The following is a 24,886-nucleotide window of genomic DNA, read 5'->3' on the forward strand; positions in this document are numbered from 1 at the left end:
GGCGTGTCCTTCGCGGTGCGTGGGGCGGTGCTGAACGGGTGGATCTGGAGAGTGCGTGTACGGGGGGCCGCGGTCATGGTCCGGCGCTCATGGTCCGGCGCTCCCGGTCGTGTGTCCGGTCGCGTCCCCGGTGGCGGTGGAGGCCTCGTAGCGGCTGATGCCGTCGAAGAGCCAGCCGGTGAGGTGCCGTGCCATCTGCTCCTCGGTCGGCTTCCCGGGGACGTCGGGGGCGGACAGCCAGGTCTCACCTGCAGCGCGGATCATGCCGATGGCGGCCGCGGGCCAGAACTCCGGGGCGGCGTCGTCCGGTCCGGACGGCCGGTCCGGGGACAGCAGGTACGCCCGCATGGGGCGCGAGATCATCTCTGTGATCGCGGCCAGGAAATGGGCGAGGGGGTCCTGGGCGCCGTCGTCGGCCGTGGTCGACTCGGCGCCCCCCACGCGCGTGACGAAGGCGTAGACGTTGGGGGAGGTCCGCGCCATCTGGAGATAGGCGAGCACCATCGCGTGGAGTCCCTCGCGGGGGGTGGAGGCCGTCCGGGCGGCGTCGCGGATCTTCTGCTGCATCTGGCCCGTCACCACCTCGGCCATGGCCCGCTGCAGGCCGGTCTTGTCCCCGAAGTAGCGGTAGTACACGGATTTCGAGGTGTCCGCCGCGGTGGCGATGTCCTCCATGGAGGCTCCGGCGCCGAGCCGGTCGATGGCCCGCCTCGCCGTCTTGATCAGCTGACGTCGCCGTTCGGCCCGGTGCTCCTCCCAGCGGCTGGACCGTCCGTCGGGAACCGCCGGCACGTCCGCGGGTACGCCGGGGGAGAGGCGCGTCGCAGCAGGGGCAGAGTTCATGATACTCAGCGTATCAGGTACGGTAGGTATCGGTAATCCCCCGACGCTTCAGGAGTTCCTCATGTCAGAGCAGACAGGCGCGTCCACTGCCGCCCCGTCACCGCAGACCGCCGTCCGCCCCGCGGTCGTCATCGGCGGCAACCGCATCCCCTTCGCTCGGTCGGGCGGTGCCTACGCGTACTCGTCCAATAAGGACATGCTCATCGCGGCACTCGACGGCCTCGTGGCCCGCTTCGGGCTCCAGGGCGAGCGCATCGGTGAGGTGGCCGCGGGTGCCGTCCTCAAGCACTCGCGTGACTTCAACCTCACCCGCGAGGCCGTGCTCGGCTCCGCGCTGTCGCCCGAGACCCCCGCCTACGACCTCCAGCAGGCCTGCGCGACGGGGCTCGAGACCGTGGTGGGGCTGTCCAACAAGATCAAGCTCGGCCAGATCGAGTCGGGGATCGCCGGCGGTGTCGATTCCGCGTCGGACGCGCCCATCGCCGTCAGCGAGGGCCTGCGCCGCGTGCTGCTCGACCTCTCCCGGGCGAAGACCACGCAGCAGAAGGTCCGCATCCTCAGCACCCTGCGGCCCAAGGACCTCTCGCCCAACGCGCCCGGCACGGGGGAGCCCCGCACCGGCCTGTCCATGGGGGAGCACCAGGCCATCACGACGGCGGCCTGGCAGGTCACGCGCGAGGCCCAGGACGAGCTGGCCTACCTGAGCCACCGCAACCTCGCCGCGGCCTACGAGCGGGGGTTCTTCGCCGACCTCATGACGCCCTACCGGGGCCTGACGCGTGACGCCAATCTCCGCGCGGACACCTCTCCCGAGAAGCTCGCCACCCTGAAGCCCGTGTTCGGGAAGACCCTCGACACCCCGGCCACCATGACCGCCGGGAACTCGACCCCGCTGACCGATGGCGCCGCCGTCGTGCTCCTCGGCAGCGAGGACTACGCACGCGCCAACAACCTCCCCATGCTCGCGAACGTCGTGGACGCCGAGGCAGCCGCGGTGGACTTCGTGCACGGCGAGGAGGGCCTGCTGATGGCCCCGGTCCACGCGCTGCCGCGTCTGCTGGCGCGCAACGGGCTCACCTTCGCGGACTTCGACTTCTTCGAGATCCACGAGGCCTTCGCCGGGACGGTGCTCAGCTCCCTCGCGGCCTGGGAGGACGAGGACTACTGCCGGCGCGTGCTCGGGCTCCCGGGAGCGCTCGGCAGCATCGACCGCTCGAAGCTCAACGTCAACGGCTCCTCCCTCGCCGCCGGGCACCCCTTCGCCGCCACCGGCGGGCGCATCGTCGCCTCCCTCGCGAAGACCCTGTCGGAGAAGGGCGGACGCGGCCTCATCTCGGTGTGCGCCGCGGGCGGGCAGGGCGTCGTCGCGATCCTGGAAGCGAGGAACTGATGGCCGACGCCTACCTGGACCTCGTCAACACGCCACTGCCCGCGAGGATCGCGAAGGCGCTCGGCCTGCCCCGGCCCTCGGTCCTGCGCCGGTACGCCCCCGGTGAGGTGCTCGCACCGCTGCCGGTCCTGGTCGCGGGAGCCGGCGCGGGAGCCGAGGCGCTCGCCGACGTGCTGCTCGGCTGGGACATCGAGGTGCGGCGTCACGTGCTGCCCGGCGAGAAGCTGAGCGCCGCCGTCGTCGTCCTCGACGCCGCGACCGAGCCGGCCGATCTCGCCGCCCCGATGCTCGAACTGGGCCAGGCCGTGAGGCTGCTCGTCCCGGGCGGGCGTGTGGTGGGCATCCTCCGCTCCGCCGCCGACGCCTCCGGACCTGCGCAGGCCGCGGCCCGCCAGGGGATCGACGGCGCACTGCGCTCGGTCGCCCACGAACTGCGGGGAGGGGCGACCGCCAACGGCATCATCCTGCGCGGCGATGCCACCACGACCGACCCCACCGCGCTCGGCGCCCTCCGGTTCTTCCTCTCGGGCAGGAGTGCCTACGTGGACGGTCAGTTCATCGAGGTCGCGCCGACGCCGTCGGGGAGCATCACCGATCTCGCGGCAGCCACCGCGGCAGAGGGGGAGGGAGTCGAGGACCAGCCCCTCACCGGGAGGATCGCGGTGGTCACGGGTGCCGCCCGGGGGATCGGCGCCACGATCGCCGAGGTCCTGGCACGTGACGGCGCTCGCGTCGTCGCCGTCGACGTCCCGGCTGCCGGCGAGCAACTCGCTGCCGTCGCGAACCGTGTGGGCGGTACGGCGCTGCAGCTGGACATCACGGCGGAGGACGCCGCAGCGCGCATCCTCGACCACGTGCAGCAGCGGTTCGGGAGCCTCGACATCGTGGTGCACAACGCCGGTATCACGCGGGACAAGCTTCTGGCCAACATGGATGCCGCGCGGTGGAACTCCGTCATCGCCGTCAACATCGCCTCGCAGCTGCGCATGAACGAGCAGTTCCTCGCCTCGCCGGTCTTCTCGGAGACCGGACGGATCATCAGCCTTGCTTCCACCAGCGGCATCGCCGGCAACCGCGGGCAGAGCAACTACGCCGCATCCAAGGCGGGCGTGATCGGGATGGTGCGGGCGCAGGCGGCCGCCTCCGCGGGCAGCGGACGGACCGTCAACGCGGTGGCCCCCGGCTTCATCGAGACGGACATGACCGCGAAGATCCCGGCCCTCACACGGCAGGTGGCCCGGCGGCTGAGCAGCCTGCAGCAGGGCGGCCTCCCGATCGACGTCGCCGAGACCGTCGCCTTCCTCGCCTCCGGCACCGCCGCCGGCATCAACGGGCAGGTGCTGCGCGTCTGCGGGCAGAACCTGGTGGGCGCATGACCGGCGCACCCACCGACGTCGTCCTCGGCATGCCCAGCCTGCCCGGGCTCTACGGCAGCGCCCTGGCGACCGCCGCGCGCCGGCGGGTCACGCCGTCGTCGTCCGCCGTCCGTCCCGGCCTGCCGGCGGTCCGTCACCGGGTCGACGGCGTCCGTGTGGACCTCGCCGACCTCACGCGCTTCCAGCACCTGATCGGTGCGGCTGCTCGCGACGTACTGCCGTCCGCCTACGTCCACACGGTCGCCTTCCCCGTGATGATGAGCGTGCTGGCCCGCCCGGACTTCCCCCTGCCGTTGCTCGGCATGGTGCACCTCAGCAACGAGGTCCACCAGACACGTCCCGTCGGCGCCTTCGAGGAGCTCGACGTCGTGGCTCGGGCCGAGGGTCTCCGCGCCCACGCCTCGGGGACGCAGGTGGACGTCGTCACGGAGGTGGGCGTCTCCGGCGAGACGGTCTGGACGGGCCGGTCCGTGTACCTCGCCCGCGGGATCCGCCTCGAGGGAGAACCGACGGTGTCCGCGACGGGCGCGGGCTCGGGCGGCGAGCGGGCTTCCTTCGTTCCTCCGGTCCCCACCGGGCTGTGGCGTCTCGACGCGGGGACCGGCCGACGGTACGCCGCCGTCTCCGGGGACTGGAACCCGATCCACCTGAACGCCGTGGCGGCCAAGGCGCTCGGCATGAAGACGCTGATCGCCCACGGCATGTACCTGGCCGCCCGCATGGTCCAGCAAGCGGCTCCCGCCCCGGAGGGAGCGCTCGACTGGCGCATCGACTTCGCGACGCCCGTGCTGCTGCCCGGCGCCGTTACCACCTCCTTCGCGCGGACTCGCGACGGCGACGGGACCCTCGTGGACGTCGTCGCCTGGTCGGCGAAGCGGCAGCGCCAACACTTCTCGGGCCGGGTGCGCGCGAAATAGTTCCACGCCACCCGCCGCCTGTCCAGAGGAGGAGCGATTTTCAGGGGCAGTTCCCCCGAAGTCGCTCCTCCGGCTGGCCGGTCAGCCGGCGGGCGGGAGAGACTCCGGGAACCAGCCACGAAGGCTGCCCCCGTATGGAAAGAGGAGTTTCGTGAACTCTCGAGGTCTCAAAGCCGGTCTGCTCACCGCGTCGGCCCTGCTCGCATCAGTGCTGATGGCAGCAGGTCCCGTCCAGGCAGCGCCCACCCAGGAGCCGACCGGCTCCGCAGCCGGCACCACCGTGTCGCACGCGCAGAACCAGAGCCAGGCCGAACTGGACGCCTACTGGACCGCGGACAGGATGAAGAACGCCAAGCCCGCCAACACCATCAATTCCGGCTGGGCCGCCGAGGGCCGCTCCATCATGCCGAAGGGAGGCAAGGAGACCGTGGCGAAGGCGCCGAAGGACCCCGTCGTCCAGCCGAACGCCGTCGCCCAGACCGCCGTGCCGAAGATCGGCAAGGTCTTCTTCACGCAGGGCGGCCAAAACTACGTCTGCTCCGGCAACTCCGTGCAGAGCGGTAACCAGAGCGTCGTCGCCACCGCGGGTCACTGCGTGCACGACCTCTCCACGGGCTTCGTCACCAACTTCGTGTTCGTCCCGGCCTACAGCAACGGCTCCGCGCCCTACGGTCGCTTCGCCGCCCGTTCGCTGCACGCCGCCAGCGAGTGGGTCTCCCGCAACGACATCAGCTACGACGGCGCCTTCGCGGTCGTGAACACCGTCAACGGCCGCACGCTCTCGGCGACTGTCGGGGCCTCCAGCATCGGCTTCAACCTCGCCCGCAACCTCTCGTACACTGCCTACGGCTACCCGGCCGCCTCGCCCTTCAACGGCGAGCGCCTCTACAGCTGCAGCGGCACCGCATCGGCGGACCGTCTCGGCGGCACCCTGTCCCAGGGCATCCCCTGCGACATGACCGGCGGATCCTCGGGCGGGCCCTGGTTCGTCGGATCGGGCTCCGGTGGCACGCAGAACTCGGTCAACAGCTTCGGCTACACCAGCCAGAAGAACGTCATGTACGGCCCGTACTTCGGCAGCTCCATCCAGGCCGCCTACAGCACGGCGGCCAGCCGCTGATCGAACGCATTTCCCGAACGCAGTGATCGGGCGGTCCCCTCGACGGGGGCCGCCCGTTTGCGTCGACGGCCACCGGGGTACCCCCGCCTAGACTGGGGGCCATGATCGGCCCCTCCCTCACGGCACGTGCCGCAGCGCTCGATGCCGCAGATCCCCTCGCTCACCACCGCGCCCTGTTCATCGGCACGGACGACCCCGCCGTGCGGTCCTACCTCGACGGGAATTCGCTCGGGCGCCCGCTCGCCGCGACCGTCGAATCCCTCACGGCCTTCGTGCAGGAGCAGTGGGCAGGCAGGCTCATCCGCGGCTGGGACGACGGCTGGCTGACGCTCGGCGAGCGTATCGGCAACCAACTCGGCAGGGTCACGCTCGGTGCGGCGGCGGGTCAGTGCGTGGTCGCCGATTCGACGAGCGTGCTGCTCTACAAGCTGGCCCGCGCCGCCGTCGCCGCCCGCCCGGACCGCACGGAGATCGTGATCGACCGCGACAACTTCCCCACCGACCGCTTCATCGTCGAGGGCATCGCCGCCGAGCGCGGGCTGACCCTGCGCTGGATCGACGTCGCGTACGACGGCGGTGCGACGCCGGAGGACGTCGCCGCGGTCGTCGGACCGCAGACCGCGCTGGTGCTGCTCAGCCATGTGGCGTACCGCTCGGGCTTCGTCGCCGACGTCCCGGGCATCACGCGCGTGGCGCACGACGCCGGAGCGCTCGTCCTGTGGGACCTCAGCCACTCCGTCGGTTCGGTATCCGCCGAGCTCGACGCCTGGGACGTGGACTTCGCAGCGGGCTGCAGCTACAAGTACCTCAACGGCGGCCCGGGAGCCCCGGCCTGGGCCTACGTGGCCGAGCGGCATCATGTGTCGCTGGATCAGCCGATCCTCGGGTGGCTCGGCAGCGCGGACCCGTTCGCCATGGGGTCCGCCTACCAGCCGGCGGACGGCATCCGGCGCCTCGTCTCCGGTACGCCACCCATCATCGGGATGCTCGCGATGCAGGACATGCTCGCGCTCCTCGAATCGGTGGGGATGACCGCCGTCCGCGCGAAGTCGGAGCAGCTCACGGCGTTCGCCGTGGACGCCGTCGACGAGTTCCTCGCGCCCCGGGGGGTCGTCCTCGCGTCGCCCCGAGCGGCTGCCCAGCGCGGTGGGCACATCACCATCGACCACCCGGCCTTCGCGTCGATGGTGCCGGACCTCTGGGCCGACGGCGTGATCCCCGACTACCGCAACCCGAGCGGCATACGGCTCGGGCTGTCCCCGCTGACCACGACCTTCGGCGAGGTCGCCGTCGCCCTCGACGCAATCTCGGAGCGCCTTCCGGACCAGTGACTGAAGTCCCCGCGCCACACCCGCGGGGACGTCCGCCGATGTCGGTGGAGCGCTCATCTCGTGTTAGAGTTTCTCTCGTTGCTTTCGCCGGTTTCGACCGCGAGATACCACCCGCGCGGGTGGCGGAATGGCAGACGCGCTAGCTTGAGGTGCTAGTCCTCTTATTGAGGGTGGGGGTTCAAGTCCCCCTCCGCGCACAGAAAAGACCCCGGTTCGCCGGGGTTTTTTTGTGCCCTGAACCACGCGGTCAGCCGCTCGAACCACGTGAGTGTCGGGAATCGGCTCCCATGACACTCTCCGACGCAAGGCGTTCCGCTGCTAGTACATGCCGCTGCAGACCGAAGCGAAGGCTACGTCCGACCTCTGGATGACGGCCGTCAAGCATGACGCCATTGCCGGCATCCTCGCGAGCTGCGCCGAGGTGAGAGCCGCCGGCGGGGCCCCAATCGAGGCCGGCAACCAGACTTCAGCTCACAGTCCGACGGCGGTGACGACGGCGTAGGATGCGAGTCTTCGCCGAGTGGGACCGCGCTCGGGGGCTTCTTCGTGGCACTGAGGATCCCACTGACGGAGTTGCGCGATGCAGCCGGCGTCCGATCGTCGGCGAGGCGACCCATGCTCTGGTTGAACGCGGTTGACGGCCGTGGCGCTGAGCACGGTCTGAGGTGCTGGCAGTGTGGCGTCCGGACGGCGAAGCTGCCAGCAGGAGATGACAGATGGGTGCACCGGCCACCGCGGTCGGGCCGCTGTTAGTCTGACGCCATCCCTAGCAAGGAGCGCAGTGGTACCGCAGATCGACCCGCAGAATCTCACTCCCCGCCAGATCGACCTGGTCAACGAAGGCCGGAGGCTCGAGGGCGTCGACCTCACCCTGCTCGGCTACTTCGGTGGGCCCGAGCTGCAGGGTGAGTGCATCGGCCGCATGCAGCTCGACGAGGACGGCCAGCTGCCGGCGTCCAACTACGACTCCCCGGAGGCCCGGCTGCGGGCCCTCGTCCTCGCTCAGCTGCTCCGCGGATGCCTGCGCCGCTCCATCCCGATCGTCCTGGAGGGGATCTTCGACGACATCTATGCCGTGCGCTCACTCCAGGCTGACGGGACGGACCCGGCTGCCTACATCACCTCAGCTGCCGCCCGCGTGGTGGACACCTTGCCACCGGCCTACCGGAACCACTACACGTTCGAATTCCTGCAACGCTTCGCCGTCGTCCTGGCTGAAGTCGCCGCGGACCTCGAGATGGGCTGGGACGGTGCAAGGACCTTCGCCCACGAGCTCGCCGTCTATTGCTTCGCCCGGAAGGGGGTCCGGCACGCTGACGCCGAGTACGGGACCCGCCTCGGATCGGTCGAGATCGACCGGATCATGGTCGGGCTGCTTGACGACGCGACGGTCCTCCGGAAGGCCTACCACCTGTCGCCCGAGGACCGCTCAGACTCTGCCGACAGCTGGTTCGAGCCCTTCGATGCCGCATCGCGCGTGAATCCGTACCTGCACCCCGAGGGCCAGCTCACGACGGAACAGATTGACCTTCTCGAGCACCAGGTCACCAGCGAGGTACCGGAGAAGTACCCGGGTGCAGCACGGCTTGAGGCCCTACACGGCGGAGCCCTCGTCGACATGAGCCCGTACGCGTCCCGGTACTACTTCCTGTGTCCGGTCGCCGTCGAGCTGCAGGTTCTCGACGCGCTGGGATTCACCGGGCTGGCGCCGGACTCCGAGTGGGAGGAGCTCCTGCTGTACACCGCCTGGCACGGCGCCGCCGAACACCCGGCGTGGAAGAGCTATCACTACGTCGCACCCGGCTTCGAGGGCGAGAAGGCCTACGTCGCCCTCGTCGCCGGGACCGACGAGATGGACTCTCCGGTGCTCACCATCCAGTACCTCGGCGAGGTCACTGACGAGGACTAGACGGCGGTCAGCCTTCGGCAGCGGGGGAGGTCGGTGAGGTGACGGAAAGACGCTCCCCGGGCTGCTGGACATCGAGTACACCCCTACCCGGGCTACTACGGCAACGCATGCGACAAGATGCCTGCGACGCGGTTGAACACGTGGATCAGGGACTTCTCCACCCGGTACAGAGCCCGCACCGCCACCACGACGACGGCGAGCGATACCCTGTCGTCCGGCTAGGAGTCAGCGACTGCCGCGCGCCCTCGAGTACCGAGCCACCAGGCTGTTGACTGCCAGAGTTGCGACGATGATGGAGACGGCCACCGCGGCCAGGCCGACGTAGAGCCCGGTGAGCAGCGCCATGGGCGAGCTGACCGAGGCCAGATAGTGAACCCCGCCAGCCGCTCCCACCACCCAGAAAGCAGCTACCGCGGCCAGCGCGATGGTGGACGGCAGAGCGCCCCGATTGTCCTTGATCCACTGCGACGGTCGTGCCGTTTCTATCCCCATGAGAGCCATGCTCCAAGTCTCCGGTGACGAAGTATCGGTGCGACGAACGACACGTATCGACTCGGTCACAGTTCAGCTCGCATGACCTGAAGGATGAAGAGGGCGCGGGTTGTCACCGGCCGCCGGTGCTCGCTGCCGTGCTCAGCGGGCTCCGGGGAGTCCTATGACCTTCGCCAGTCCGAAGAGGCAGCCCAGGATCACGACGGCGCACCCGGCCAGCAGCGGGAGGTTCGGGCCCTGCTGCGCATCGGTCCGTTCGAGCGCCACGGGCTCTGCGGACGAGGTGGCGGACGCCGACGGAGCCGGGCTCGTACTAGGTGAGGGACGTGCCGACGGCTTCGCTGCAGGTGCCGGCTTCGCGGGCGCGACCGTCTCCTCGGCAGGAGCTGGTTCCTCCACCGGGACGACCTCTTCGATGATCGGCTCGGGCAGCGGGGCGCCCGGGGGAAGGAGTGAGGGGCCGACCGGCTGCAACGGCTGGTACTCGGGGAGTTGCTGCACCGGCGCAGGTGCAGGCGCCGCCGGGGGAGTCGGGGCCGGTGTGGTCTCCACAGGCGCTGGCGTACGCGTTGGGACGACCTCCGGAGCCGGGCTGGGCGTGGGCGTCTGGACTGGAGCCGGGCTGGGCGTGGGCGTCTGGTCTGGAGCCGGCGAAGGAGTTGGCGTGATAGGCGCCACCGTGGGCTCATTCACCGTGGGTGTTGTCACGGGCTCGGGGGTCGGCGCCGAGGGAATGACCGTGGCGGGATACACGGCCGCTGGGACATCGTCCTGGCAGACGGTGATTCCGTTGCCGTCGGTCCGGCACAGCTCCGCGGCTGACGCTGCGGGTGCTCCGAAGGTCACTGCGCCGATCATGGCGATGGCAGTCGCGGACAGCCTCCGGTTGAGGTTCTTGCTCATGATGCCCCAGTCTCTCGGCCCACCCGGGGCCTTCCTTAAACAGGTGGACCCGCCAGTCCACATGTGTGGGGCGAGTCCGCCGAACAAGCATACAACGTGCTCGCCGCTGCAGTTCATGCCGTTACATCCGGGCAGCACGACCAGGGGGTATGAGAGACCTGACACGGCGCTTCGTCCTTTCCAGATCCGGCAGCGTGGTGCGCGAGCCCGGAGAACGGACACCTGCACCCGACCGGGCGTCTCTCGGTAGGCTGGAGCGGACACCGCTACCCCAGGAGGACCCCGTGGGCATCACCCCCGAAGACGACGTCGTGCGCATCTGCCAGGAACTGATCCGGTTCGACACCTCCAACTTCGGCACCAACGAGGGCCCGGGGGAGCGGCAGGCCGCCGAGTACACGGCGGGCCTCATCGAGGAGGTGGGCCTCACGACGCAGCTGTTCGAGGCCGCTCCCGGCCGCACGTCCGTCGTCGCGCGTATGGAGGGCACGGACTCGTCGCTCCCCGCCCTCGTGGTGCACGGACACCTCGACGTCGTCCCCGCGCAGAAGGAGGACTGGACGGTCGATCCCTTCGGTGGTGAGGAGAAGGACGGCCTCATCTGGGGCCGGGGCGCCGTGGACATGAAGGACATGGACGCCATGATCCTGTCCGTCCTGCGTGCCATGCAGCGCGACGGCGTACGGCCCCAACGGGATCTGATCTTCGGGTTCTTCGCCGACGAGGAGGCGGGCGGTGCGTACGGCGCCTCCTGGCTCGTCGACAACAAGCCGGAGATCTTCGAGGGTGCCACGGAAGCCATCTCGGAGGTCGGTGGATTCTCCGCCACGATCGGCGGGCAGCGCACCTACCTGCTGCAGACGGCCGAGAAGGGGATCTCCTGGCTGCGGCTCGTGGCCCACGGCAGGGCGGGGCACGGGTCGCAGATCAACACCGACAACGCGGTCACGGCGCTGGCCCGGGCCGTCACGCGGATCGGTGACCACAGGTGGCCCATCGAGCTCACGCCGACCACGCGTCAGTTCCTCGACGGGGTCACGGAACTCACGGGGGTCGAGTTCGACCCCGACAACCCGGACCTCCTCCTGAAGGAACTCGGTACGGTGGCGCGCTTCGTGGGCGCAACTCTGCAGAACACCGCGAACCCCACCGTCCTCAGGAGCGGTTACAAGCACAACGTCATCCCGGGCACCGCCGAGGCGCTGATCGACGTCCGGACCCTGCCCGGTCAGCAGGACCAGGTACTCGAGATCATCCGCGGGCTCGCGGGCGAGCACGTGAAGGTCACCTACGAGCACAAGGACACTTCGCTCGAGGTGCCGTTCGCCGGGAACCTCGTGGATTCCATGATCGACGCCCTGCACGCGGAGGACCCGGGGGCGAAAGTGCTCCCGTACACGCTCTCGGGCGGCACGGACAACAAGTCCCTCAGCCGGCTCGGCATCACCGGCTACGGCTTCGCGCCCCTGCAGTTGCCGGACGACCTCGACTTCACGGGGATGTTCCACGGCGTCGACGAGCGCGTACCGACCGAGTCGCTGCGCTTCGGCGCCAAGGTGCTCGCCCGGCTCCTCACGACCTACTGAGGCCGGCCCACCGATGACGACGGCGGCGGCCCGCGCGGCCGAGCTCCTCCCGGAGGACCTGCTGGAGCGCGCGCGGTCACGTGCAGGCGGTCACGACACGACCAACACGTTCTTCCACGAGGACTTCGAGGAGTTACGGGCCGTGGGCTACCTCCGCTTGCTGGTGGACACGCCACCCGGGACCACGGGCGGCATGGCCCTGGCCGCGCAGTGCCAGCGGCGCCTCGCGGCGGCAGGGCCCGCCACCGCCCTCGGGACGAACATGCACCTGATCTGGACCGCCGTCGCCGGTCTCCTCGCCGGACGGGGGGACCATTCGCTCGGCTTCGTCCTGGAGGGGGCGGCGCGCGGCGACGTGTTCGCCTTCGGCGTGTCCGAGCCCCGTAACGACGCCGTGCTGTTCGACTCGCTCACGCGCGTGACACGGACAGCAGGGGGCTACAGCTTCACCGGCACGAAGGTGTTCACGAGCCTGTCACCGGTGTGGACGCACCTCAGCGTCTTCGGGAAGCTGCCGGCGTCCGATGCAGGGTCCGACGCCAGGTCCGATGGTGAGGACGTCCTCGTCCACGCCTTCGTGCCGCGCGGCACACCCGGGGTCGTCACCGTCGAGGACTGGAACCCGCTGGGTATGCGCGCCACGCAGTCGAACACGACGCGCCTCGAGGACGTGCGGGTACCCGAGGACGCCGTCTTCCGTCGCCTGCCGGTGGGGCAGAACCCGGACCTCCTCGTGTTCGGGATCTTCGCGGCCTTCGAGACGCTGATCGGGGCCGTGTACCTCGGGATCGCCGACCGGGCGCTGCACCTCGCAGCCCGGAGGCTCGAGCGCCGCACCAGCCGGACCACGGGGAAGTCCCACGCGGCGGACCCGGTGTTGCGGGACCGCTTGGCCCGAGCGGCCATGACGGCCACCGGCGCGGCGGCCGAACTGCGCGCGGTCGCGCAGGATCTCGACGACGACGTGGACGATCCCGCCTGGTTCGCCCGACTCGTGACGCTCAAGACGCATGCCGTCGCTGCCGCTGTCGAGGCGACGTCGACCGCCCTGCACCTCGGAGGGGGATCGGGGTTCTCGGCCGCGTCCGAGGAGGCTCGCCTGCACCGGGACGCCCTGGCCGGTCAGTTCCATCCGTCCACGGAGGAATCGGCTCGGGCCACTGTCGCTACCTGGCTTCTCGGGCCGCCGGCGTCGTAGGGACGTGGGCGCTCGCCGACGTCCCTACGACGGGGCAGTGCCTTCGACCGCGACGCGGTGAGCTCGGCGTCAGGCGGTGCGCTCGACGCGCAGGACCTTTCGTCGCAGCCAGTAGCGCCTGCCACCGCCCATGAAGATGCAGCTCCGCTCGAGTTCCCACTTGCCGTACTCGGCGTGTTCGGTGATGAGTTTCCGCGCCGCGGGCAGGGGTTCACCGGCGTTGACGGTGAGGACGAGGTACTCGTACTGCCGCCCGTAATCACGCTCGCGGATGACCTTCGTGTTCACAAAGTGCTGTCGCATATTCCTCCAATTCCCTTCACTTTACCGATAACGTCTAGGCCATGAGCATTGATCCGCGTGTCGCGCTCCAGTCCCTCGTGACGGCTCTCGAGGAGCACCTCGCGGCGTCGGCATCACGACGCAGGGAGGACGATCCCGCGGTCGAAGCCGCGTATCTCGCCATCGCGGATGCCTTCGAGGTGTACGAGGAAGCCCTCTACGACGCCTTCGGCGAGGTGACTCCGCTCGAGATCTACGAGGAGTCCGATGACGATGAGGATGACGAGCGCGACGACGACCAACGCGACGAGGATGACGACGACCAGCAGGACGGCGAGGACCTGGACCCTGATCAGGACTCCGTTGCTGGCGGCAGTCAGGGCGAGGGTCGCGACGACGAATCGCGGGCTGCCGGGTCTGAGGACGCAGCACGGCTGACCGGGGCAGACTCCGAAGGTTGAGCGTCAGGTGGCTGAGGGCAGCTCGGACGGCCCGATCGTGATCACCGCCAGTCCGGGCTCTCGCTAGGGCAGCAGGGCCGAGACCTCGTCGAGCACCTCTGCGATGGGCTCCGGAACAGGAGCGTCCGCGGTGTGGAGGATCTCCTTGAGCTGCTGGGGAGTCCGCGCGCCGACGATCGCCGATGCGACGCCGGGCCGGTGCAGGAGCCAGCGCAGTGCCAGTTCGTGCGGCTGCAGGTCCAGGCCCCGCGAGGCGGTGCACAGGGCTTCCGTGATGCGCTGGGGCTTGCCGCTGAGGTACGGCTCCACGTACGGCGCCCACAGGTCCGACGCGCCCCGGGACTCGGACGGGATGCGCCCGCGGTACTTCCCCGTGAGCACGCCGCGACCGAGCGGACCCCAGGCGAGGACCGCGGCGCCCACGGCGTCGGCCGCCGGGATGATCTCCCGCTCGGCCCCGCGGTGGATGAGGGAGTATTCGACGTCGTTCACGAGCAGGGGGCACCGCGCCGTCGCCGCTGCGCGTGCGAACTCCCAGCCCGAGTAGTTCGACACACCCACGTACCTCGCGCGGCCGCTGGCGTAGGCGGCCTCGAGCGCGCTGAGAGTCTCCTGCAGGGGCACGGCGGCGTCGGGGGAGGGCGCGAGCCACACGTCGACGTGATCGGTGCCGAGCAGGGAGAGGGAGGCGTCGAGCGAGTCGAGCAGTCCTCGGCGGGAGGCGTCGACGCGGCGGCTCCCGGACCGCGTGGTGCCGCCCTGGACCACGAGCACCAGCTCGGAGCGGGCCACGACGTCGTTGATGAACGTACCGAGCATGGCTTCGGCCCGGCCCTCGCCGTACCGGGCAGCGGTCTCGACGAGCGTGCCGCCCGCGTCCGCGAAGAGCCGGAGCTGCTCCCGCGCGGCTTCCTCGGTCACGTCCTGACCCCAGGTCATGGTGCCGAGTCCCAGAGTCGAGACCGTCAGGCCGCTCGCTCCCACGTTTCGCCGCTGCATGGACCTCAGCCTAGGGCCTCCGCCCCGCGTGATGGCTTAGGGTCGTAAGCGTGCAATGGATAGAAGCAGTCATTCTCGGATTCATCCAGGGCCTCACGGAGTTCCTCCCCATCTCGTCCAGCGCACACCTCCGGATCGTCGGTGAGTTCCTGCCCGGCGCCGAGGATCCGGGTGCCGCGTTCACCGCCATCACCCAGCTCGGGACGGAGACGGCCGTCGTCGTCTTCTTCTGGCGGGACATCGTGCGGATCGTGAAGGCCTGGTTCGGCGCCCTGCGGGGCACGGTGTCGCGGAACGACCCGGATGCCCGGATGGGGTGGCTCGTGATCCTCGGCAGCGTGCCGATCGTGATCCTCGGCCTGCTGTTCCAGGACCAGATCGAGGGGACGTTCCGGAGCATGTGGATCGTGGCCACCATGTTGATCGTCTTCGGGCTGATCCTCGCGGTCGCCGAGCGGGTGGGAACACAGTCCCGCGAGCTCACGAGCCTCAGCTACCGGCACGGCATCCTCTACGGCCTCGCACAGGCGCTGGCCCTCATTCCGGGCGTGTCGCGCTCGGGGGGAACCATCACCGCCGGCCTGCTGATGGGCTACACGAGGGAAGCGGCAGCCCGCTACTCCTTCCTGCTGGCCATCCCCGCGGTGTTCGGCAGCGGCGTGTACCAGCTCGTCAAGAGCTACGACGAGCCCGGTCCGTACGCTCTGCCGGAGACGGCGCTCGCCACGCTCGTCGCCTTCGTGGTGGGCTTCACGATCATCGGCTGGTTCCTCCGCTACGTCACCACCCGGGGCTACGGGCTCTTCGTCTGGTACCGGATCCTGCTCGGGCTGGGGCTCTACGCCCTGCTCGGGTTCGGCGTCATCAGCGCCTGACATCGGCCCGGCGCGCAGGCCGTAAGGTAGAACGCGTGATTGCGTGGACTGCGGCTCCTGTTCCTGACCTCGACGGTACCCAGTCGGGCATCGATCTGTACGACACCTCGGCGGGGGAGCGGCGCCGTCTCGACGCGGCTCCCGAGCGCAGCCTCTACGTCTGCGGGATCACCCCCTACGACGCCACGCACCTCGGCCACGCCTCCACCTACGTGGCCTTCGACCTCCTGAACCGCACGTGGCGCGACGCCGGCTCCCGCGTGTCCTACGTCCAGAACGTCACGGACGTCGACGACCCCCTGCTGGAGCGCGCCACCGCCACGGGCGTGGACTGGCGTGACCTCGCAGCCGAGCAGATCGCCCTGTTCCGTGAGGACATGGAAGCGCTGAACGTCCTGCCGCCGGACCACTACATCGGGGCGGTGGAGTCCGTCGACCGGATCGTGCCCGCCGTCGAGCGCCTGGTGGCGCGCGGTCTCGCCTACCCGGTGCCGGGCGAGGGCGGCGAGCCCGACGGCGACGTCTACTTCTCACTCGACGCCGCGGCGTCACTCGACCCGGACGACGACGCGCGGTGGTTCCTCGGCCAGGTCTCGCACCTCGACGTGGATGCCATGCTCGCGCTGTCCGCCGAGCGCGGGGGAGACCCGGCGCGGCCGCACAAGCGCCATGCGCTCGATCCTCTCCTCTGGCGCGTCGAGCGTCCCGGGGAGCCGAGCTGGACCGGCGGCTCGCTGGGCGCGGGACGTCCGGGGTGGCACATCGAGTGCGCCGTGATCGCGCAGCAGTACCTGCCCGCGCCGTTCACCGTCCAAGGCGGCGGCTCCGACCTCGTGTTCCCCCACCACGAGATGAGCGCCGCGCACGCCTGGGCCGCGAGCGGCACGCCGCTGGCCGAGCACTTCGCCCACGCAGGCATGGTGGGCTACGACGGCGGGAAGATGAGCAAGTCGCGCGGCAACCTCGTCCTGGTGTCGACGCTCCGCAGGAACGGGACAGATCCCGCGGCGATCCGCCTCGCCATCCTCGCCCACCACTACCGCTCCGACTGGTCCTGGACCGACGCCGTCCTCGAGGACGCGCTCGTCCGCCTGCAGGGGTGGCGCGCAGCCGCGCGTCGAGCCGGGGCGGACGACGTCGCGCCACTGCTCGAGCAGGTCCGCACCCACCTGGCGGACGATCTGGATGCACCGTCCGCACTCGCCGCCGTCGACGCGTGGGCGGCGTCGCTCACAGGTGGTGCGGGCGCCAGCAGCAGCGATGATCGCGCCGACAGCACCGCGTTCGCCGACGTCGTCGACGCTCTCCTCGGGGTGTGTCTCTAGCAGCCGCTCACGTCCTGGCCCGACGGTCGGCCCGGACCTCTCTACTGCTCGCGGCGGCGTTTCTTGAGGTAGCGCTCGAACTCGCGGGCGATGGATTCGCCGCTGGCCTCGGGAAGATCAACGGTGTCCTTGGCCTCCTCCAGCTGGCGCACATAGGCGGCGACCTCCGGGTCCTCGGTGGCCAATTCGTCGACGCCGCGCTCCCAGGCCTCGGACTCCTCAGTGAGCAGGTGGGTGTCAACCGCGAGCTGCAGGATCTCCTCCAGCTTGTTGAGCAGGGAGAGCTGCGCCTTGGGCGAGGGGGACTGGCCCACGTAGTGCGGTACGGCGGCCCACAGCGACATCGTGGGGATGTCCGCGAGCAGGCCCATCTCCGCGAGCACGCCGACGATCCCGATCGGCCCCTCGTAGGTGGACGGCTCGACGTCGAGGCTCTCGCGCACGAGGTCGTCGTCCGAGGTCACGGTCACGGGGATGGGCCTCGAGTGCGGGACGTCCGCCAGCAGCGCCCCGACCAGCACGATGCAGTCGACGTTGAGTTCCTTGGCGAGGGCCACCAGCTCAGCGGTATAGGCGCGCCACTTGTAGGAGGGCTCCACGCCGTTCACGAGGATCAGGTCGACGTTCGAGTCCGGGACCACGGCCTTGCTGATGCGCGTGTTGGGCCACTTGATGCGGCGCTGGCCGGAGGAGTTGCGCTTGATCATCGGGCGGGTGAACTGGAAGTCGTAGAACTCGTCGGCGTCGATGGTCGAGATCCGCTCGCTCCCGAAGAACCGCCCGAGGTACTTCAGCGCATCGCTCGCGGCCTCGCCGGCGTCGTTCCATCCCTCGAACGCAGCAAGCATGATCGTGATGCGGCGTTCGGGCTCGCCGACGTCCTGGAAGAGATCCTGTACGCCGGTCGGCTGGCTGTCCTCGAAGCTGTCCACCGTCTCACCCTAGTCCCCGGTTCACCGGCATGTCAGGCGACGTTCCGGGCTACGCGCTGAGCGGATCCGCGCCTATCCGCGCGCCACCGGTGTCCGCACCACACGCCCGTCGACGCCCGCGTCCGAGCGCCCTGCGGCGCCCCGTCCTCAGCCCTCCGTCCGTTCCTGTCAAGGGGTCACCGTAGACTTGGATCATGGCCACCACCCCCTCAGAACGTTCCGTGACCGCGCCCATGAGCGGCCTACCGTCGGACCTTTCGGAGGCGCGCGGGAACCGCAGGGCGCTGCAGGGCGTGCTGTGGGACATGGACGGAACGATCGTGGACACCGAGCCCTCCTGGATCCGCGCGGAGAAGGCACTCGTCGAGGCCCACGGTGGCACCTGGACCACCGAGCAGGCGACACAGCTCGTCGGCCAGGCGCTCACGTACTCCGCGGCCAGACTGCAGGACGCCGGTGTGGACCTCGGCATCCGGGAGATCATCGAACACCTCACCGATCGCGTCACCGCTGACGTCCGTGCGTCCGTGCCCTGGCGACCTGGTGCGCGTGAACTCCTGGCCGCGCTCCGCGCCGACGGGATCCCCTGCGCGATGGTCACGATGTCCGAACGTCCTCTCGCAGCAGCAGTCGCCGAGAGCCTGCCGGACGGCACGTTCTCACACCTCGTGACGGGTGACCGCGTGAGCTCGGGCAAGCCGGACCCCGAGGCCTACCAGCTCGGCTTCGATCTCCTGGCCGCCGACCACCCCGGACTCTCGAAGGATCACCTGGTCGCGATCGAGGACTCGCTGCCGGGCGTCACATCGGCCCTCGCCGCCGGACTCGTGACCCTCGCCGTGCCCCACTTCGTCCCGCTCCCGCCGGACGGGCGCCGCACCGACTGGACCACGCTCGAGGGCCGCACACCGGCCGATCTCGAGGACCTCCTCCCGGTGCTGGTCGGTGCCCAGGCGCACGACGGCGCGCTGTCGGGATCGGGTTCCGTCCGGGGAGCCGACGCGTGAGTGATGGTCGGCCGCCGGCGAAGGAGGCGAGCCCGGGGCTCTCGCTCGGGCGCATCGCCGGCATCCCCGTGGTCCTCGCCTGGTCCTGGTTCGTCATCACGGCCTTCATCGTCATCGTGTTCGGTCCGAGGGTCACAGGTGCCTTCCCCGGTATCGGCGCCGGCGCCTACGCCGTCGCCCTCGGGTATGCGCTGCTGCTCGCCGCGTCCGTGCTCATCCACGAACTCGCGCACGCCCTCACCGCCCGGGCCTTCGGCTGGCCGACCACGCGGATCGTCCTGAACCTCTGGGGCGGCCACACGCAGTTCGCCACCTTCAACGCCTCGCCCGGGCGGTCCCTCGCCGTCGCGCTGGCCGGACCGGCGGCCAACTTCGTGCTCGCAGGCCTCGGCTGGGGCCTGCTGCAGGCCATGACGCCCGGTTCGGTGTCCTACCTGCTGGCCACCATCCTGGTGTGGGCGAACCTGCTGGTCGCCCTCTTCAACGTGCTGCCCGGCCTCCCGCTCGACGGCGGGAGACTGGTGGAGAGTGCGGTCTGGAAGGCCACCGGCAGCCAGGAGAAGGGCACCGTCGCCGCCGGGTGGGCAGGGCGCATCATCGTGATCGTGCTCCTCGGCGTCGTCATCGGGATACCCCTGCTGCAGGGCCGTGGGCCTGACCTCACGGTCATCCTCATCGCCGTGGTGATGGGCGCCTTCCTCTGGATGGGCGCCACGGCGGCCATCGAGAACGCGCGCATGCGCCTGCGACTTCCCGCCGTCAGCGCGGGCCGGTTGCAGCAGCGCGCCATCGGCCTGCCCGCGGGCACCACCGTCCTCGCGGCACGCCGGCTCCTCGCCGACAACCCGGGTGCCGCCGTCGTGATCACCGGCACCACCGGCATCCCGGAAGCAGTGGTGGACGAGGCGGCCCTCCTGGCCGTCCCCGCGGACGCCGCGGGCACGACGACGGTCAACGCCACCGCGCGGAGGCTCGCCGCCGGCGCCTACGTCCCCGAGCACGCCGAGGGCCAGGAGCTCGTCCAGTTCCTCGCGAGGCTCGAAGGCAGCGAGTACGCCGTCGTCGACCGGTCCGGCGTCGTCACCGGTCTCCTGCACCAGCGCACCGTCGTCCGTACCATCACGGGCAAACCCGTCCCCGGTTCCTGACCGCGACGAGCACCCGTTGAATCGGCGGGATCGGCGCGTCATCCGCGGACGCGCCACTCGTCCTCCCACTCGACATCACCCACAGCAGCCGGTCCGCCGGCCCTGCCCGAAGGACACCCCTTGAGCGAATCAGTCCCACCTGTACCTGCACGTGCAACCGAAGCCCTCCGGAGCGAAGCGCACGGAGCGGCAGCACGACGCGGACCGTTCCGCGCCGGCGAGCGCGTGCAGCTCACGGATGAGAAGGGTCGCATGCACACGATCACCCTTACGCCGGACGGCGCCTTCCACACCCACAAGGGCTACCTGCAGCACGACGCCCTCATCGGTGCCACCGAGGGAACCATCCTGGAGAACACGAACGGCCAGCTGTACCAGGCGCTGCGGCCCCTGCTGTCCGACTTCGTGCTGTCGATGCCCAGGGGAGCGGCGGTGGTCTACCCGAAGGATGCCGGTCAGATCGTCACGATGGCGGACATCTACCCGGGCGCTCGCGTGGTCGAGGCAGGGGTCGGCTCCGGTGCGCTCTCCATCTCGCTGCTGCGGTCCGTGGGGGACACCGGCTACCTCCACTCCTTCGAGCGGCGCCAGGAGTTCGCGGACATCGCACGCGGCAACGTCGAGACCATCTTCGGCGGGCCGCACCCCGCATGGCAGATCACCCTCGGGGACTTCCAGGAGCAGGTGGTGCAGCACGAGGAGCCCGGCTCCGTGGACCGCGTGGTCCTCGACATGCTCGCCCCCTGGGAGTGCATCGACGCCGTGGCGACGGTGCTCGCGCCCGGCGGGGTGTGGATCAGCTACGTCGCGACCGTCACGCAGCTCTCACGGACGGCGGAGGCCATCCGTGCCGACGGGCGCTTCACCGAACCCGAGGGCTGGGAGTCGATGGTGCGCGGCTGGCACCTGGAGGGCCTGGCCGTGCGGCCCGACCACCGTATGGTCGCCCACACCGGTTTCCTCCTGACCGCGCGGCGGCTGGCCGACGGCGCCACAGGCTTCACACCCAAGCGAAGGCCCTCGAAGACCGGCTTCAGCGAGGAGGACCTCAACGCCTGGACCCCGCAGGCGGTCGGCGAGCGCGACGTCTCGGACAAGCGCCTGCGCCGGGTGGCACGCGACGCGGCATCCACCATCCAGCGCGGTTCACTGCCTCCCGAGGAGGCGCAGGCCAGGCGTGACGCGATCGCCGACGGCGGCACGCCCGAGTAGAGGCGCACCACCCGATGAGCCTCGTGTCCCAGTATGTCCACCGCGGCGACGTGTCCGCGTCATGCGGGGGCGTCTGCGCTAAGGTCGAAAGACCGCTGAAGCACAGAATCGAAGGTGGCGAACCGACATGACGGATTCCGACGACCAGACTCCTGCTGCTGCTGGGCGGGGGCTCACACCGCCCCTCGCCGACCCGTCCATCCCGCAACGGCAGCTGAACGTCCTGCGCGACAAGCTGCGCCAGATCGATCGCCAGCTCGCCTCGGCCACGCAGAACAACGGGAAGCTCGTGACGGCGCTCGAGGCGGCCCGTACGGAGATCGTGCGATTGAAGGCCGCTCTCGAGAAGGAGGGCGCAGCGCCCTTCAGCTTCGCGACCGTAATGCAGGTCAACCCGAAGCGACCGGCGGAGCCGGGCACCACCACGGAGGCCACCGTGCAGGACACAGCGGACATCCTGCAGTCCGGCCGCAAGCTCCGCGTCACCGTGAGTCCCCTCATCAGCGTGCGGCATCTCGCCCCGGGGCAGGAGGTGCTGCTCAACGAGTCGCTCACCATCGTCGCGGCGCTCGGCTTCGAACGCTCGGGTGACATCGTGACCATCAAGGAGGTCATGGGCAAGGACCGCGCACTCGTGGTGGGGCGGACCGACGACGAACGTGTCATCAGGCTGAGCGGACCGCTGCAGTCGGAGACCCTCCGGGTGGGCGACGCCCTCGCGGTGGATACCAAATCCGGGTACGGCCTGGAGAAGGTGCCGCGCAGCGAGGTGGAGAACCTCGTGCTCGAGGAGGTGCCCGACATCGCCTACGGCGACATCGGCGGGCTCGGTCCGCAGATCGAGCAGATCCGCGACGCCGTCGAGCTCCCCTTCCTGCATCCCGATCTGTACCGTGAGCACGGGCTCAAGCCGCCGAAGGGCATCCTGCTGTACGGCCCTCCGGGGTGTGGCAAGACCCTGATCGCGAAGGCCGTGGCGAACTCCCTCGCCGCCCGCGCCGCCGAGCGCGCCGGCCTCGAGCAGATCCGCAGCTACTTCCTGAACATCAAGGGCCCTGAGCTCCTCGACAAGTACGTCGGGGAGACGGAGCGGCACATCCGCCTGATCTTCGCGCGGGCCCGCGAGAAGGCCTCGGACGGCAGCCCCGTGGTGGTGTTCTTCGACGAGATGGACTCGCTCTTCCGCACCCGCGGTACCGGAGTGTCCTCCGATGTCGAGACGACCATCGTCCCGCAGCTCCTGAGCGAGATCGACGGCGTCGAGAAGCTCGAGAACGTGATCGTCATCGGCGCCTCCAACCGCGAGGACATGATCGACCCGGCGATCCTCCGGCCGGGCCGGCTCGACGTCAAGATCAAGATCCAGCGGCCCGACGCCGAGGGCGCCGCGGAGATCTTCGCGAAGTACATCACGCCCGACCTGCCGCTCCACGCGGACGATCTCGCCGAGCACGACAACGATCCTCACGTCACGATCGCCGAGATGATCCGGCGCACGGTCGAGCAGATGTACTCGACGGACAAGTCCAACGAGTACCTCGAGGTGACCTACGCCAACGGGGACACCGAGATGCTCTACTTCAAGGATTTCAACTCCGGAGCGGTGATCCAGAACGTCGTGGACCGCGCGAAGAAGTACGCCATCAAGGACCTGCTCCTCGACGGGAGCAAGGGGCTGCGGATCGAACACCTCATGCGCGCCGTGGTGGACGAATTCCGTGAGCACGAGGACATGCCCAACACGACGAACCCCGACGACTGGGCGCGTATATCCGGCAAGAAGGGCGAGCGCATCACCTACATCCGGACCATCGTCCAGGGCAAGGCGGGCCAGGAACCGGGCAAGGCGCTCGAGACGACGGCGAATACGGGCCAGTATCTGTGATCGACACCGGGGGGCGGCGCGTCGGGGATGACTCCGCGGCGCGGGTCGGCGAGGGGATCTCCGTGCACAGGGTCATGGGCACCGAGACCGAGTACGGCATCATCGCCCCCGCGCTGCCGTCCGCGAACCCGACGGTGCTCTCCTCGCAGGTGGTCAATGCGTACGCTGCGACCCTCCGCGACGGGCTCGGCAATCTCGCCGGTACCCGCTGGGACTACACCGACGAGACGCCGCTCACCGATGCGCGCGGCTTCCGCATGGACCGGGCGGCGGCGCATCCCAGCCAGCTGACGGACGAGGTGGAGGAGCTGACCGCCGAGCAGATCGCACTCGAGCGCGACGAACCGGCCGAGACCGCCGTCCTCATGAATCTCGTCCTCCCCAACGGCGCGCGACTCTACGTGGACCACGCGCATCCCGAGTACTCGTCCCCGGAGGTCACCAATCCGCTGGACGGAGTGCTGTGGGACCGGGCGGGGGACCAGGTGGCCGTGACGGCGATGGAGCGCATCGCCCGGACTCCGGGATTCTCACCGGTGATCCTCTACAAGAACAACACGGACAGCAAGAGCGTCTCCTACGGTTCCCACGAGAACTACCTCGTGCCACGCAGCGTCCCGTTCTCCAAGCTCGCGGAGGCGCTGATCCCGTTCTTCGTCTCGCGCCAGGTCATCTGCGGCGCGGGGCGGGTGGGCATCGGTCCGCTCAACCAGGGTGCCGGGTACCAGCTCAGCCAGCGTGCCGATTTCTTCGAGAACGAGATCGGGCTCGAGACCACGGTGCGCCGACCCATCATCAACACGAGGGACGAACCCCACGCGGTGGCCGAGAAGTACCGCCGGCTGCACGTGATCATCGGTGACGCGAATCTCAGCGAGGTCTCCGCCTACCTCAAGCTCGGCACCACCTCGCTCGTCCTCGCCCTGATCGAGCAGGGACTCGCCCCCGCGCCGGTCCTCGCGGACCCCGTCGACGCCCTGCGGACCATCAGCCATGATCCGGGGCTCCGCGCCACCGTGAGGCTCACCGACGGCCGGGAGCTCACGGGACTCGACCTGCAGGAGCTGTACTGCTCGGCAGTGACCGACGCACTTCCCGCCGACGCCGACGAGCAGACCCTCGACGTCGTCGAGCGCTGGCAGACGCTGTTGGCGACGCTCCGCAGGGATCCGATGGATGCCGCGCGGCAGGTCGACTGGATCGCCAAGCTGAAGGTCCTGGAGGCGTACCGGGAGCGTGACGCCCTGTCCTGGACCGACGTCCGCCTCGCGCTCGTGGACCTCCAGTACGCGGACCTCCGGCCCGATCGGGGCATCTACCGACGGCTCGCCCGGCGGAACGACGTCGACCTGCTGCTCCCTGGGCACGAGGTGCAGCGGGCGGCCGTCGAACCGCCGCGGGACACGCGCGCGTACTTCCGCGGGCGGTGCATCTCCGAGTTCCCCGCCGCGGTGGTGGGGGCCAGCTGGGACTCGCTGATCTTCGAGGTCGCGGGGGAGCGGCGGCTGCAGCGCGTCCAGACCCGTGAACCGCTGCGGGGGACGGCGCGGCTCACCGGTGAACTGTTCGACGCGGCAACCGGCGTGGAGGAGTTCCTCGCGCGATTGCTGAGCGGCCCCGAACGCCGCGTGGCACCATAGGAATCAGCAGAGGAATGAGCACGGGAAACAACGTCCCCGCACCGGTCGGGTCACG

The 24,886-nt window shown here is 69.8% G+C and carries 23 protein-coding genes and 1 tRNA gene; 18 read left to right on the top strand and 6 right to left on the bottom strand.

From position 1 onward, the window contains the following. Positions 1–87: 87 nt before the first annotated feature. Positions 88–843 (bottom strand): TetR/AcrR family transcriptional regulator, encoded by a 756-nt coding sequence (locus tag AC4D16_RS01515; RefSeq protein WP_490953699.1) that lies wholly within the window; start codon positions 841–843, stop codon positions 88–90. Positions 844–904: 61 nt separating this feature from the next. Between AC4D16_RS01515 and AC4D16_RS01520 the strand changes: the two genes are divergently transcribed. The 8 genes from AC4D16_RS01520 (at position 905) to AC4D16_RS01555 (ending at position 8,886) form a co-directional block, all read left to right on the top strand. Further along, positions 905–2,233, top strand: coding sequence for an acetyl-CoA C-acetyltransferase (locus AC4D16_RS01520; RefSeq protein WP_490949195.1), 1,329 nt, complete (start codon positions 905–907; stop codon positions 2,231–2,233). Further along, entirely contained in the window at positions 2,233–3,609 is a 1,377-nt protein-coding gene (locus AC4D16_RS01525; RefSeq protein WP_490953700.1) for a 3-oxoacyl-ACP reductase, read from the top strand. The genes AC4D16_RS01520 and AC4D16_RS01525 overlap by 1 nt, the downstream gene beginning before the upstream one ends. Beyond that, positions 3,606–4,526 carry a MaoC family dehydratase gene (locus AC4D16_RS01530; RefSeq protein WP_490953701.1) on the top strand — a complete coding sequence of 307 codons (921 nt, stop codon included), beginning with the start codon at positions 3,606–3,608 and terminating at the stop codon, positions 4,524–4,526. The genes AC4D16_RS01525 and AC4D16_RS01530 overlap by 4 nt, the downstream gene beginning before the upstream one ends. A 151-nt stretch (positions 4,527–4,677) precedes the next feature. Then, a complete protein-coding gene (locus AC4D16_RS01535) occupies positions 4,678–5,646 on the top strand; it encodes a trypsin-like serine peptidase (protein ID WP_490953702.1) in 969 nt (322 codons plus the stop codon). Between the two features lie 101 nt (positions 5,647–5,747). After that, on the top strand, positions 5,748–6,977 hold the full coding sequence (locus tag AC4D16_RS01540) for a kynureninase (RefSeq protein ID WP_490953703.1): 1,230 nt from the start codon (positions 5,748–5,750) through the stop codon (positions 6,975–6,977). Between the two features lie 113 nt (positions 6,978–7,090). Next, positions 7,091–7,174 (top strand) — tRNA-Leu (locus tag AC4D16_RS01545). A gap of 128 nt (positions 7,175–7,302) precedes the next feature. Continuing rightward, positions 7,303–7,479: a hypothetical protein gene (locus tag AC4D16_RS01550; protein ID WP_490949190.1), complete on the top strand. Its 177-nt coding sequence runs from the start codon at positions 7,303–7,305 to the stop codon at positions 7,477–7,479. Between the two features lie 279 nt (positions 7,480–7,758). Then, positions 7,759–8,886, top strand: coding sequence for a hypothetical protein (locus tag AC4D16_RS01555; protein WP_490953704.1), 1,128 nt, complete (start codon positions 7,759–7,761; stop codon positions 8,884–8,886). Between the two features lie 225 nt (positions 8,887–9,111). Here the strand turns inward: AC4D16_RS01555 and AC4D16_RS01560 are convergent, their stop codons facing one another. Beyond that, positions 9,112–9,378, bottom strand: coding sequence for a hypothetical protein (locus AC4D16_RS01560; protein WP_490949188.1), 267 nt, complete (start codon positions 9,376–9,378; stop codon positions 9,112–9,114). Positions 9,379–9,519: 141 nt separating this feature from the next. Next, entirely contained in the window at positions 9,520–9,930 is a 411-nt protein-coding gene (locus AC4D16_RS01565) for a hypothetical protein (protein ID WP_490949187.1), read from the bottom strand. A 635-nt stretch (positions 9,931–10,565) separates the two neighbouring features. On the opposite strand from AC4D16_RS01565, the gene AC4D16_RS01570 reads away from it, so the two are divergent. Together AC4D16_RS01570 and AC4D16_RS01575 are read left to right on the top strand one after the other, a co-directional pair. Beyond that, positions 10,566–11,867 (top strand): M20/M25/M40 family metallo-hydrolase, encoded by a 1,302-nt coding sequence (locus tag AC4D16_RS01570; protein WP_490953705.1) that lies wholly within the window; start codon positions 10,566–10,568, stop codon positions 11,865–11,867. A gap of 13 nt (positions 11,868–11,880) precedes the next feature. Next, positions 11,881–13,065, top strand: a complete 1,185-nt coding sequence (locus AC4D16_RS01575; RefSeq protein ID WP_490953706.1) for an acyl-CoA dehydrogenase family protein — start codon at positions 11,881–11,883, stop codon at positions 13,063–13,065. 69 nt (positions 13,066–13,134) lie between these two features. Here AC4D16_RS01575 and AC4D16_RS01580 read toward each other — a convergent pair whose 3' ends face one another. Further along, on the bottom strand, positions 13,135–13,368 hold the full coding sequence (locus tag AC4D16_RS01580; protein ID WP_490953707.1) for a DUF5703 family protein: 234 nt from the start codon (positions 13,366–13,368) through the stop codon (positions 13,135–13,137). 41 nt (positions 13,369–13,409) lie between these two features. Between AC4D16_RS01580 and AC4D16_RS01585 the strand changes: the two genes are divergently transcribed. Next, positions 13,410–13,808: a primosomal protein gene (locus tag AC4D16_RS01585; protein WP_490953708.1), complete on the top strand. Its 399-nt coding sequence runs from the start codon at positions 13,410–13,412 to the stop codon at positions 13,806–13,808. Positions 13,809–13,871: 63 nt separating this feature from the next. Here the strand turns inward: AC4D16_RS01585 and AC4D16_RS01590 are convergent, their stop codons facing one another. Continuing rightward, positions 13,872–14,807, bottom strand: a complete 936-nt coding sequence (locus AC4D16_RS01590; protein ID WP_490953709.1) for an aldo/keto reductase — start codon at positions 14,805–14,807, stop codon at positions 13,872–13,874. Positions 14,808–14,857: 50 nt separating this feature from the next. Between AC4D16_RS01590 and AC4D16_RS01595 the strand changes: the two genes are divergently transcribed. Both AC4D16_RS01595 and mshC read left to right on the top strand, forming a co-directional pair. Continuing rightward, positions 14,858–15,682 (top strand): undecaprenyl-diphosphate phosphatase, encoded by an 825-nt coding sequence (locus AC4D16_RS01595; protein WP_490953710.1) that lies wholly within the window; start codon positions 14,858–14,860, stop codon positions 15,680–15,682. 35 nt (positions 15,683–15,717) lie between these two features. Continuing rightward, a complete protein-coding gene (gene mshC, locus AC4D16_RS01600; protein WP_490953711.1) occupies positions 15,718–17,007 on the top strand; it encodes a cysteine--1-D-myo-inosityl 2-amino-2-deoxy-alpha-D-glucopyranoside ligase in 1,290 nt (429 codons plus the stop codon). Positions 17,008–17,048: 41 nt separating this feature from the next. On the opposite strand, the gene AC4D16_RS01605 is transcribed toward mshC, so the two are convergent. After that, positions 17,049–17,939: a PAC2 family protein gene (locus AC4D16_RS01605; protein ID WP_490949179.1), complete on the bottom strand. Its 891-nt coding sequence runs from the start codon at positions 17,937–17,939 to the stop codon at positions 17,049–17,051. Positions 17,940–18,133: 194 nt separating this feature from the next. On the opposite strand from AC4D16_RS01605, the gene AC4D16_RS01610 reads away from it, so the two are divergent. The 5 genes from AC4D16_RS01610 (at position 18,134) to dop (ending at position 24,831) form a co-directional block, all read left to right on the top strand. After that, positions 18,134–18,946 (top strand): HAD family hydrolase, encoded by an 813-nt coding sequence (locus tag AC4D16_RS01610; RefSeq protein WP_490953712.1) that lies wholly within the window; start codon positions 18,134–18,136, stop codon positions 18,944–18,946. Continuing rightward, on the top strand, positions 18,943–20,094 hold the full coding sequence (locus tag AC4D16_RS01615) for a site-2 protease family protein (protein ID WP_490953713.1): 1,152 nt from the start codon (positions 18,943–18,945) through the stop codon (positions 20,092–20,094). Before AC4D16_RS01610 ends, AC4D16_RS01615 begins: the two co-directional genes overlap by 4 nt. 120 nt (positions 20,095–20,214) lie before the next feature. After that, positions 20,215–21,306, top strand: coding sequence for a tRNA (adenine-N1)-methyltransferase (locus AC4D16_RS01620; RefSeq protein WP_490953714.1), 1,092 nt, complete (start codon positions 20,215–20,217; stop codon positions 21,304–21,306). A gap of 127 nt (positions 21,307–21,433) precedes the next feature. After that, a complete protein-coding gene (gene arc / locus AC4D16_RS01625; protein ID WP_490953715.1) occupies positions 21,434–23,191 on the top strand; it encodes a proteasome ATPase in 1,758 nt (585 codons plus the stop codon). Between the two features lie 74 nt (positions 23,192–23,265). Then, on the top strand, positions 23,266–24,831 hold the full coding sequence (gene dop / locus AC4D16_RS01630) for a depupylase/deamidase Dop (protein ID WP_490954649.1): 1,566 nt from the start codon (positions 23,266–23,268) through the stop codon (positions 24,829–24,831). Positions 24,832–24,886: the final 55 nt, after the last annotated feature.

This window comes from Arthrobacter sp. TJ-236 (genome assembly GCF_058269235.1).